Source organism: Methylicorpusculum oleiharenae, assembly GCF_009828925.2.
In the GTDB taxonomy this organism is placed as follows: domain Bacteria; phylum Pseudomonadota; class Gammaproteobacteria; order Methylococcales; family Methylomonadaceae; genus Methylicorpusculum; species Methylicorpusculum oleiharenae.
Genome location: NZ_WUTY02000002.1, coordinates 421,800 through 433,334, shown reverse-complemented (window position 1 = coordinate 433,334; position 11,535 = coordinate 421,800). Strand labels below are relative to the sequence as shown.

Here is an 11,535-nt window from a genome sequence, read left to right as displayed (position 1 = left end):
AGCCATGAAAGATGCCGTGCGTTTGCCGAACTCGCTATTGGCTTGGTTCGTCGCCAATCCGGTGGCCGCCAACCTGTTGATGGCGCTAATTTGGCTGGGTGGTCTGGCCGGATTGATGGCGGTGGAGAAGGACGTTTTCCCGCGTTTTAGTCCCGAGCAGTTCGAAATCGTCGGTATGTATCCCGGCGCGGGCCCGCGGGATGTGGAAACGGGATTATGCATCCCGCTGGAGGAAGCGGTTCACGATTTGCCGGGCGTCAAGCATCTGGATACCGGCGTATTCGAAGGCGAGTGCCAGATCAAGGTCAGCGTACTGCGGGGCCATGGCCGGGAAGCGGTGATGAGCGCCGCGCGGGGTCGCATCGATGCCTTGACTCACCTGCCGGCGGCAGTGGAAAAGATCGACATTCGCGAAGCCCAGCGCGACGGCGACGACGGTGTGATCTGGGTGGCCTTGTACGGCGAGGTCGAGCCGTTGCGGTTGAAAGCCTTGGGCGACAGGACTCGCGCCGAGTTGTCGGCCTTGCCCGGCGTCACCCAGGCGGTCGATTACGGGCGGATGAATTATGAAATCGGCGTCGAGGTGCGTGCCGCCAGTCTGCATCAATACGGCTTGACGCTGGAACAGGTCGCGGCGGCCATTCGCCGGGCCTCGTTCGATCTAGCCGGGGGCACGGTAAAAACGCCGTCCGGCGATTTGTTGTTGCAGGTTCAGGGTGGCGCGCGCCGGGGCGATGCGGTCGGCGCACTGGTTTTGCTCAGTTTGGCCGATGGCGGCGTGCTGCGCATTCGCGACGTGGCGACGGTTCGCGACGGCCTCGGCGAAAAAGTGTTGCAATGGCGGCATGACGGTCTGCCGGCGCAAGGCTGGGAAATTCACGCCGAAACCGATGCCATCGAGGTGGCGGAAAGTGTCAGGAAATATGTTAATCAAACCGCAACCGGTCTGCCGCCCGGCGTGCATCTTAAAACCTGGTGGGACGACTCGATGGCGTTCGGTCAGCGTATCGACACCTTGCTGGAAGACGGCTTGAGCGGTTTTGTGCTGGTCTGGCTGGTGTTGACTCTGTTTTTGCGGGCCAGGGTGGCGTGGTGGGCCGGCATGGGGATTTTGACTTCGGTGCTGGGCACGCTGTGGTGGATGCCGATGTTGGGCCTGTCGCTGAACATGCTGTCGTTGTTCGGATTTCTGCTGGCGATGGGCATCCTGGTGGATGACGCCATCATCATCGGCGAGAGCGTGCACAGCGAGCAACAAAAGCCGGGCGCCGATCCGTTACAGGCGGCCGCCAGCGGCGTGCGCAAGGTGGCGTTGCCGGTGTTGTTGTCGATCTTGATCGCCTTGGCGGCATTTTTACCAGGGCTGTTTATGCCCGGTTGGAGCGGCGAGATGATGCGGCCCATCGTCTGGGTGATGATACTGACGCTGATATTTTCGCTGATGGAGGCTTTGTTGATCTTGCCCGCGCATTTGGCTGTGCCAACCGCAAGCGACTCGCGTTTCCAACGCCTGACGCATTGGCGCGAGCGCTTGAATCATGGCTTGGAAGCCTTTGTTTTAGCCTACTACCGGCCGCTGTTGCAACGGGCGCTGGCTTGGCGCTATCTGGTGTTATCGCTGTTCATCGTCTTGCTGTTGTTGACTGGCGGCCTGTATGCCGGCGGCCATGTGCGGCGGGCTATGAATCCCGACATCAGCAAGGATGCGTTCTGGGCCAGACTGACCGTGCCGCCCGGCACGGCAGCGGATGAAACCCGGCGCCTGGCCGAGCGGGTGGAGCGCGAACTATTGAGTTATCGCGACGAATTGGAAAAGGCCGAGCCGGGTTACCGACTCCTGCTGGGACAGGAGACCTTGATTTGGGAGCAGGAAGCCGGGTTGTGGCTGGAACTGTCGGAACAAGCGCGGCAACGGGTCAAGGTGGACGATTTCGTTCGTGAATGGCGGCGGCGTATCGGCGATCTGGGCTTGGCACGGCTGGATTTCATCGTCCGCGAGGGCGACGTGCCTTACGACATCGTATTGAATCTGGGCGCTGCCGATCCCACGGTATTGCAGCAGGCCGGAGCCGAGTTGAAAAGCCGCTTGTCCGCCTATCCCGGCGTTTATGATGTGTTGGACTCCAATATTCCCGGTAAACCGGAATTGCGGCTGAGCTTGAAACCGCTGGGCGACAAACTCGGTTTGCAACTGGCGGATCTGGCCGAACAGGTGCGCCATGCCTATTACGGGGTCGAAGCGCAACGGTTTCAGCGCGGCCGCAACGATGTAAGGATTATGGTGCGCTTGCCGGCCGAGCAGCGCCATTCGTTGGACGACTTGTACCAGTTGCCGATCCATTTGCCCGATGGCAAACACACCCTGTTGGCGCAGGTGGCGGAGGTGAATTTTCAGCCGGGCTATGCGCAACTGACCCGCCGCGACCGCCAGCGCGTGCTGGAAGTCGCGGCCCGCGTGGATCCGGCACAAGCCGATCTCAATGCGATTTATGCCGATCTGGAGCAACAAGTCTTGCCGGGTCTGCAAAGCCGTTTTGCCGGCTTGAAAACCGATTTGGGCCGGGAAAGGCAGGAGCAGAACGCCACCTTGCAGGCACTGGCGCGCAACACCGCCATCGCCTTGACCGTGATATACGCAATCATTGCCGTCAGCTTCTGCTCCTATGCGCTGCCGCTGGTGTTTTTGCTGGCGGCGCCGATGGCCTGGGCCGGCGCGGTATTGGCCCATGCGCTGTTGGGCATGCCGCTGTCGATGGAATCCTTGGTGGGCATGGTGGCGGCCAGCGGGGTGGTGGTCAACGACAGCATGGTGTTGCTGGATTACATTCATGAGCACGAAGCGCGCGCCACGGATAAATTCGCACTGATCGCCGAAGCCTGCACCGCTCGATTCCGGCCCATATTCCTGGCCTTCATGACCAACTTTGCCGGCTTCCTGCCGACGCTGCTGGAAACCAGCGTGCAGGCGCAATTTCTGGTGCCGATGACTTTGTCGCTGGCGGCAGGTTTGTTGTTCGGCATGTTCGCCAGCCTATTGTTGACACCGGTTTGCTATGCCGTATTACAGGATTTTCAACGACAAGGCGACGATGCACGCTAAACCCTTTTTGCAGGTTGCCGGCGTCGATGTTTGGTTCGAGGATTTGGTGGCAAGTGATGCCGACTACCAACGCTATTGGCGATTATTGTCCGCCGAGGAAAACTCGATTGCGCGGCGCTTCGTTCGCGATCTGGATCGCCAGCGCTATGTAGTCTGCCACGCTAAATTACGTTTGTTGTTAAGCAACTATCTGAATATCGCACCTGAATGCCTGTGTTTTGCTAGACACGCATTCGGCAAGCCATATTTAGTTGATGCAAGCGGTCAGTCGGAAGTCTTGCAGTTCAATCTATCGCATTCATCTGACTGGATGTTGCTGGGGGTTGGAAAAACGCCGCTCGGTATCGATATTGAGGCTTGGGACGGGCGGCACGATTTGGCATCTCTAGTAGATGAAATTCTGGCACCGGAAGAGAAACGTTACTGGCAATCATTGTCCACACATGAGCAAGTTCCGGCTTTTTATCGTTTCTGGACACGCAAGGAAAGTTTGGTTAAGGCGGTAGGGTGCGGGATTGGTGCCGGTATCAGAGCCATTGTCACTTCAACATCTGGAGATCCGGGGTTCCGAACTTTGCCGGATTCTTACCTATCTAGTCGCGAGTGGTGCATAATCGATTTAGATCTGGTGCCGGGCATGAGTGCTGCTTTGACTATAACCGTTTGAAACTGAACTGACTTTATATTCGTAGACTGTCATTTTTCCTATCGCTTTAATTTTCCATCATAAAGTTTAAACCACCGGCTTCAGCCGGTCAGTATTAGCGCCGCTTTTTAAACTTTACTAAAGCAGCCACAAGATTTAGCGAATGTGCTTTTAGCGCGGGGAGCGAAACAGGTGGACTTTAGTCCTCTGCGATCCGCGCACGCTCACCTTTTTTAGTAGATGTTTGTTCAGTTCTGATAAACAAGTGATTAGGAAAATCAATATTCAGTAAACATATTAGACTTGAGAATCATTATCAATCGCGTTATTATGGAGGTAACTTAATCTATTACGTGTTGCTATGAACGAACAGTTTGGAAAAGAACCCTGCCGAAACCAGGGAAACGAAGTGTTACGAAGAGCGATCGTCATCGCATTTACCGCGACCTTATCGATTGGCGATCTAATGGCTGAAGAAATGGCCGATGAGCCGGAATCGCCAAGATCCATTGATAGTAATATCAAAACGGGTAAGGCCGAGAGTGAGATAACGTTGCCAACCATGTTCGTAGTTGGTCAACAGGAAATCAAGGCTACCGATCCGGTAAAGGGTTATGTAGTCATCAAGTCTCTATCAGGTTCCAAGACCGATACACCGCTAATTGAGGTTCCTCAATCGATCAGTGTGATCAATAACGATGAGTTTGCAGCGCGTGCAGCGCAGAGCATTACCCAAGCCGTCGCTTACACACCGGGTGTAGTTAGCGGCATGTTCGGGCCGAGTACGCGCGATGATTATTTCAATCTACGCGGATTTGAGGGTACTCAATACCTGGATGGGACTCGATTGATGAACTCCAGCAACAGTTACGCCCAGCTTCGGGTCGACCCTTACGGCATGGAAAAGATCGAAATATTGCGGGGGCCATCCTCTGTACTCTATGGTCAAAACGCACCGGGTGGCTTAGTCAATATGATGAGTAAGAGACCGACTGAAACACCATTTCATGAAATCCAGTTTCTTGGCGGCAGTTTCGATAGGGTGCAAGGCAGTGTCGATTTGAGCGGTCCTGTCGCCGGACGTAACGATTTGTTGTATCGGTTGGTGGCTTTGGGGCGCGGCAGCGATACTCAGGTCGATCATGTCGAGGATGATCGTTATTTCGTTGCGCCGAGTTTTATCTGGAAGCCAAGCGATGCCACAACATTTACCTTCCTGAGCCATTATCAAAAGGATGAAACCGGCAATGCCATGCAGTTTATGCCATATCAAGGTAGTGTAATGGCCAATCCCAACGGCAACATTCCCACCAGTCGATTTTTGGGTGAGCCTGATTTTGACGGGTTTGAACGGGAACAGTTTGCGGTAGGTTATGCGTTTGAGCATCATTTCAATGAGACATTTACCGCTAGGCAGAATCTCCGTTATGCCAATGTTGATAGCGAGTTGAAAGGTGTTTTTCCCTATAATTCAGCCGGTTTTTTGGATGCTGATTCCCGTTTAATTGATCGCGATGTCAGTGTTTACCATGATCAGACTGATACATTCACTTTGGATAATCAATTACAAGCCAACTTTGCCACTGGCGAAGTGCAGCATACTTTTTTGTCGGGTCTTGATTTTCGGCATTTTGTCAGTGACAGACAAACCGGCAGTGTTTGGGGGGCTGCGACGAATTTCGATATTTACACCCCGGTTTACGGGCAACCGTTTGATGATGTAATTGGTGGTAGCGGAACATTTATTCGACCCAATATTTCGCAACGCTTCGATCAGGAGCTGGATCAAATCGGTTTTTACGGCCAGGATCAGCTGAAATGGAATCGTTGGATTGCCACGATAGGTGTGCGGGAGGATTGGGTGTCTACCAGCAGCGTGAATACTGATTATCAGACTAATGGTGGCACGGAAGGCAGTAATATTGTCGATTACGCTAATCCTGCTTACACCGCTACCCAGCAGGATAACGAAGCATTTACCTATCGTACCGGGCTAAGTTATCAGTTCGACAGCGGTGTGGCGCCTTATTACAGCTATTCGGAATCGTTTGAGCCGGCTATCGGTGCCAGTTTCGAAGGTTCGCCGTTCAAACCGACTACCGGTCAACAACACGAGTTCGGTATCAAATATCAGCCGGTCGGCTATAACGCGCTGTTTACCGCCGCCGTATTCCATCTGACTCAGCAAAACGTACTGACCCCCGATCTTGAGCATCCATCGGGAAATTATCAAAAGCAGACCGGCGAAGTTCGTGCTCAGGGTGTGGAATTGGAAGGTAAAGCCAGTTTGGATCTCGGGTTGGATGTCGCTGCTGCTTACACCTATACTGATACCAAAGTCAAAAAATCCAATTCGGAGGAGGAATTGGGTAAGAACCTGACCTATACCCCCGAGCATCAAGCCTCGCTATGGTTGGACTACACGCAAAAAACCGGCGATCTCACCGGTTTGGGCCTGGGTAGCGGTTTGCGCTATATCGGATCCAATTACGGCGATTTGAGCAATAGACAAAAGGCGCCGGGTTATGTACTGGTCGATGCATCCGTGCATTACGACATGGGCAAGGTTCATTCCAAGCTGCAAGGCATGCGTCTGGGGGTGAACATGAGCAATTTGCTCGACCGAGAATACGTGGTGACTTGTGGCGGAGACTCATGCTATTACGGCGATCGTCGCTCGGTATTGGCCAGCCTTCGTTACAACTGGTAAGTCTGCGCAACCATGCGGAAAATCTGGCTTCGGCTGCACCGTTTCCTCGGTCTGACTGCGGCCTTGTTTCTGCTGCTAGCCGGCTTGACCGGCAGCATCATTGCCTACCAACAGGAACTAGACGCCTGGCTTAATCCGGATTTGTTCGAAAGTCTCGAGCAAGGGCCGCTGCTTGCCACGGGCGAATTGATGGAACGTTTGCAGCACGATTGGCCGCAATATCGCATCGTCTCGCTGCCATTAAACCGTGAAGCCGGCAAGGCGGCGCGGATTACTGTCCGGGCGGCCGACGCCGATCAGCTGGTCGATGCCGACGAATTATTCGTCGATCCGGTTAGCGGCAAGGTTTTGGGCGGACGGATTTGGGGTGCTTGTTGCTTCGAGCGCCGGCATTTGATTCCGTTTATTTACGTGCTGCATTACAGCTTGCAATTACCTGGCGAAACCGGCTTGTGGGTGATGGGTTCGGCCGCGATCGTCTGGCTGTTCGAGTCACTGGTCGGTTTTTATCTGACCCTGCCGAAAACGAAGCCTCGTTCAATGCAGCCATCGCCAAACGGGCACGGTTTACAAAAAAATTGGCTGCAACGCTGGGCTATGGCTTGGCGGATAAAACCCGGTGCCAGTGCCATGCGCTTGAGTTTTGATCTGCATCGCGCTGGTGGCTTATGGTTGTTGGTCTTGATGCTGATGATGTCTGTCAGCGCCATCTCGTTGAATCTGCGCGATGCGGTTTTCGAGCCCGTGGTTTCGCTGGTTTCCGAATTTACCCCATCGCCGTTCGATGCTCGGGAACAGCGTAGCGAACAACCCCCGGTAGAAGCGAATATGGCCTTTGCCGATATTCTGCAAAGCGCGGCGCTTGAAGCAGCAACTCGCGACTGGGACAAAGCGCAGGCCTCCATTTTTTACAACGCCGGCTACGGCATTTTCGGCGTTGGCTACGGCGACAATCAAGGCTTGGGGCTTAGTTATCTGTATTTCGACGGTGCAACCGGCGCTTATCTTGGTGATTACGTCCCCGGTAGCGGCACGGCGGCCGATATTTTCGAAGCGTGGCAACTGCCGCTGCACAGTGGACAAATCATCGGGCTGCCGGGCAGAGTTTTGGTTTCCCTGAGCGGATTGGCTGTGGTCGGGTTGGCTATTACCGGTGTGTTGATTTGGCTGAGTAAGCGCAAAGCCCTGCGTGTTAAACAACGGGCAGTCTCTAGTCTGAGTTCAGCCGACTGAATAAAAGACAAGCAACTATGTATTTACATACCTTTAGTTGGCAGCATATTTAAAAATGAGTCAAGTTTGAAAATTTAGACAAAGACACACCTCTCCCAAAAAATGAGCTTTTTAAAAAACCACTTTGTAGGATGCACCGCTTACGGATAGTGACTTGAGTAGTCGCTGGCGGATTAAACCGCGTCAGCGTAACGCACAAAATAATGTACGTTCATGAGTCCGAATTACAGGAATTAATGTGCATCCTCACGAAGTGTTAGCCAATGAAGGGCTAGGCAAAAATGCGAGCAAATCACGACTCGTTGGTCTGAGGCGAAGCCTCGTTAGGTATTTACTCAATAATAGGGACACAAAGGTCAGCTTATCATACATAAATCCAGTGACATGCTCGTTGGAACCGGTATTCGCTCGATTACATTATGATTGCTTAGGTGATGAACGACCTCGTGACTTGGCCATTTTGGCTATTTTTGCCCATCCCCTCGAATATGCTGAGCTCAGCATATTCGAGGATATACGGAGTTCAGGAATATGGAAAGTAGCGAACGGAGGAGCCGAACAACATGGGTCGTTCGGCTCCGAACTACTCAGCATATTCTAGCCGCCTCGTAGAGAGGCAATCAACTGGTCCGGCGCACGGAACTGACCACGTTTAAGCGTAAGCGGGACCATCGCACTCATCGCCTCAAGTTTTTCGGTCGGATCAGCGCGTAGATAGACTTCGGTCGTCTGGATATCCCCATGTCCAAGCCACAACGATACCTTTCGGATATCGCCTGTTGCTTGCAATACCACCATCGCGGCGGTGTGACGTAGGACATGAGGAGATATCCGTTTTTTCTCAATAGATGGGCAACGTTTAGCAGCCACTTCCACATGTTTCTTCAGCACATACTCGAAGCCCGATCTGGTCATGGGTTCTCCGTGTGCATTTAGGAAGAGTTCTGTCGCAGCTGGTTGTCCTCGCACGGCAAGCCATGCACGCAGATCGGAAGCTGCCTGCTTCCAGAGTGGCAATAGACGTTCTCGACGCCCTTTACCGAAAATGCGTACATTGGGTGATGGTTGCCACTCCAGCGCCTGTAATGGGAGATGAACCAGTTCGGATACTCTCAGTCCTGCCGAAAAACAGAGGTGGATCATAGCTCGATCACGGATACCGTCGCGGCGTTTCAGATCCGGTACATTGAGCAGTGCCTGCATTTCGTCTAATGACAAATAATTGATTAGCCGTGTATCTGTTCGCTTTGCGGGAATGGCTAAGATACGTCGGCTCTGCTCTAAGAGCGCGGGTTCTCTATATTCCATAAAGCGCATAAATGACTTGATCGCAACGAGCCTAGCATTGCGTGTGCGCGGGCTGTTGTCGCGCTCCGTTTCCAGATATTGCAAGAAATCCATCACCAAAGCGGCATCGAGTTGCTCAAGGAAGAGCGCGGAGGGTGTCACATGCAACCGAGCGGCGGCAAATTGAAACAACAGTTGAAAAGCGTAGGCATAGCTGTCGCAGGTATGCTCGCTCGCGGCTCGTTGTAGCGGCAATCGTTCTTGTAGAAATGCGGTGATATGAGGGGCGATCGGAGTCATGGTGTATTTTCCTCGACGAAATGTTCGCAGGCGCGAACGATGTGATCCATTAAGAGCGGTGAACTTTCTAAATACCAAAACGTACTGTTTGGGCTGGCATGACCCAAGTACGTCATCAACGCCAGCGTGTGGCGACCGACCTGATCGCGACGATCCGGGCCGTCTACGAGTGCATTCGACGCGAAGGAATGACGAAAATCGATTAGCCTTGGTCGTGGCAGCCCAGATTGGCGAGGGAGACCGGCCATCTTCAGGAGCTCTTTGAATGTGGCATATACCGTCTGGCGGCACATCCCACGACGCCACTTCGAGATAAACAAATGATCATCAGTAGTGGCGAGTTTAGCGCGTTCGACAAGATACTCTTCCAGTGCTAAAAGCGTCGTGGGATGGAGCGGCACTATCCGGCTTTTGCCAAATTTCGTTTTCCGAATCAGCAGCCCATCCGCCATAATGTCCTTAAAACACAAGCCGAGCGCCTCGGAAATCCGCAATCCCGTAGACGCAAGTAACCCAATCAAGGTGCGATACATCAGTGGACGAAACGAATCTGCTGGCTCCAGCCGTGCTGCCGCACCCATCAATGCCTGAATCTCTGCTTCGGTATAGAGATAGGGAATTGGTCGATGACGTTGAAAGCAAAATACACCTTGTGGTGGAATTTCATGGCGGTTGTCGGCGGCATAGCTAAAGCGGGCAAAGCGAATAACCGCTTTCAAGCGGATAGCGCGCTGTGATTCAGTTCGTGCCTGTCCTGCCCAAGCGATAGCCGTCTGTGACTTTACATGCGTGTCTCCCTGGGCAGTGGCAAATCGAGCGAAGTGAAACAGATAAAACGCATCGTCTGTGAGCTTAAAGCCCGCAGCGCGGCGTACGGCCAAATAAGTATCGATGGCATCTTTTAGCATGATGCTCCTCCCGGCCACGAACGCGTGACCTGCTGCAACAAGGCTATGTCCACTTTCGCGTAATGAGCCGTAGTCTCAAGACAACTGTGCCGCAATACCTCGCCGATCACCTGGAGCGACGCTCCCTGACGCAGCATCCCTGTAGCAGCTGAATGACGCAGGACATGGGCGCCAAACGATGGGGCATTGATTCCAGCACGCCGTATCGCTTGAGCGGCAACTTGCTTGACAACATGCCGGGTTATTGGCATCCAGGGAGCGATTGCAGTGATGAAGACACGGTCAGTTTTAACCGATGGGCGTGCACTCTCAAGATATTCCAACAAGGCATCACCAACCTCCTGTGGCAAAGGTAGCTTCGCCTCTCGTCGGCTCTTGCCAATAACGGAAAATGTTCCCGCAGACCAATCGATATCAGGAAGCGCTAGTTCAGCGACTTCACTGGCTCGCAATCCCAATCGAGCCAGTAGTAAAAGGATTGCTTTGTCGCGGATGCCGATTGGCGTGGTACGATTAATATGGGCAAGGACACGATCAACCTCTTCTGGAAGTAAATAACGAGGCAACCGCGCAAGTGGCCATTCGGCAAGAGCCGGAATCGCTGCCTCAAGGCCTGGCTGGCAATGCCCCATTGTGATCAAAAACCGAATAAACATACGAACTGCCGTCACTCGCTTCTTAGCGAGTGCATGACTGCGCCCGAGAGCGTAGTTCAGGATAAAGGTATGCAACGCGTCTGCGGTGAACTGTTCAGGATGTTCGCCGAGCGTTGATAGCAGTTCAACGATATGCTGGCGGTAATTGCGTAGCGTTGAAGACTGCACTCCGTGGTGTGTTTGCATCCAGTGTTCAAATTGACGGAAGAGCTCCGGTTGTGTCGTCTTCGGTGATATCTCGGTGACGACGATTTTGTTCTGACTCTGGAGAAACTCGACAAAGTGATGTGCACCAACCAGTATACCGAGTGCTGACCTTTTGAATAGCGCAATCGACCGCGTGTAGCGAGGTAATCGTGAAAATGATTAAGTGCGTTAACTGGAAATGAAGTCAGGTTGCCATAGGTGGCATCAACCCAGGCCGCAAACTCGCTGACGCCCGGAAGATATTGGCATATGACTTCATCGTGGAACCCGCACTGAGCTAACCAGTCAGTGAACTCATCCAAATATGGTCCAGCAGAGCTGGTGTAGTAAGTGGTAAGAGTAGTCTGGCGTTTAAGATATGTTGTAAGCATACTGACCTCCTTCAATCGGTGAGATGAAAGACGGCAATAATATGCGGATTAAATCAGTGGATCGAATGGCGCAAACGTGATGATTTTATGCGGTTACTGCCGTCCATTGGCAATTAT

At 53.1% G+C, this 11,535-nt stretch carries 7 protein-coding genes; 4 read left to right on the top strand and 3 right to left on the bottom strand.

Annotated elements, in window-relative coordinates:
* The first annotated feature begins 4 nt into the window (after positions 1–4).
* The 4 genes from GO003_RS25335 (at position 5) to GO003_RS25320 (ending at position 7,689) form a co-directional block, all read left to right on the top strand.
* A complete protein-coding gene (locus GO003_RS25335; RefSeq protein WP_159658090.1) occupies positions 5–3,100 on the top strand; it encodes an efflux RND transporter permease subunit in 3,096 nt (1,031 codons plus the stop codon).
* Positions 3,090–3,767: a 4'-phosphopantetheinyl transferase family protein gene (locus GO003_RS25330; protein WP_159658091.1), complete on the top strand. Its 678-nt coding sequence runs from the start codon at positions 3,090–3,092 to the stop codon at positions 3,765–3,767. The genes GO003_RS25335 and GO003_RS25330 overlap by 11 nt, the downstream gene beginning before the upstream one ends.
* A gap of 340 nt (positions 3,768–4,107) precedes the next feature.
* A complete protein-coding gene (locus tag GO003_RS25325) occupies positions 4,108–6,456 on the top strand; it encodes a TonB-dependent siderophore receptor (RefSeq protein ID WP_159658092.1) in 2,349 nt (782 codons plus the stop codon).
* A 12-nt stretch (positions 6,457–6,468) separates the two neighbouring features.
* A complete protein-coding gene (locus GO003_RS25320) occupies positions 6,469–7,689 on the top strand; it encodes a PepSY-associated TM helix domain-containing protein (protein WP_159658093.1) in 1,221 nt (406 codons plus the stop codon).
* Positions 7,690–8,286: 597 nt separating this feature from the next.
* Here the strand turns inward: GO003_RS25320 and GO003_RS25315 are convergent.
* From GO003_RS25315 to GO003_RS25305, 3 genes are read right to left on the bottom strand one after another with little or no spacing between them, the layout of a single operon-like run.
* The gene (locus GO003_RS25315) at positions 8,287–9,276 is read right to left on the bottom strand and encodes a tyrosine-type recombinase/integrase (RefSeq protein ID WP_159652056.1); all 990 of its coding nucleotides are present in this window, start codon (positions 9,274–9,276) and stop codon (positions 8,287–8,289) included.
* Positions 9,273–10,184 carry a tyrosine-type recombinase/integrase gene (locus tag GO003_RS25310; RefSeq protein WP_231089284.1) on the bottom strand — a complete coding sequence of 304 codons (912 nt, stop codon included), beginning with the start codon at positions 10,182–10,184 and terminating at the stop codon, positions 9,273–9,275. Before GO003_RS25310 ends, GO003_RS25315 begins: the two co-directional genes overlap by 4 nt.
* A complete protein-coding gene (locus GO003_RS25305) occupies positions 10,178–11,026 on the bottom strand; it encodes a tyrosine-type recombinase/integrase (RefSeq protein ID WP_164505700.1) in 849 nt (282 codons plus the stop codon). The genes GO003_RS25310 and GO003_RS25305 overlap by 7 nt, the downstream gene beginning before the upstream one ends.
* Positions 11,027–11,535 lie beyond the last annotated feature (509 nt).

What these genes read in the sequence shown, in the direction of transcription:
- GO003_RS25335 (WP_159658090.1), top strand. Translation starts at nt 5, where the DNA reads ATGAAAGATGCCGTGCGTTTGCCGAACTCGCTATTGGCTTGGTTCGTC.
- GO003_RS25330 (WP_159658091.1), top strand. Translation starts at nt 3,090, where the DNA reads ATGCACGCTAAACCCTTTTTGCAGGTTGCCGGCGTCGATGTTTGGTTC.
- GO003_RS25325 (WP_159658092.1), top strand. Translation starts at nt 4,108, where the DNA reads ATGAACGAACAGTTTGGAAAAGAACCCTGCCGAAACCAGGGAAACGAA.
- GO003_RS25320 (WP_159658093.1), top strand. Translation starts at nt 6,469, where the DNA reads ATGCGGAAAATCTGGCTTCGGCTGCACCGTTTCCTCGGTCTGACTGCG.
- GO003_RS25315 (WP_159652056.1), bottom strand. Translation starts at nt 9,276, where the DNA reads ATGACTCCGATCGCCCCTCATATCACCGCATTTCTACAAGAACGATTG.
- GO003_RS25310 (WP_231089284.1), bottom strand. Translation starts at nt 10,184, where the DNA reads ATGCTAAAAGATGCCATCGATACTTATTTGGCCGTACGCCGCGCTGCG.
- GO003_RS25305 (WP_164505700.1), bottom strand. Translation starts at nt 11,026, where the DNA reads ATGCAAACACACCACGGAGTGCAGTCTTCAACGCTACGCAATTACCGC.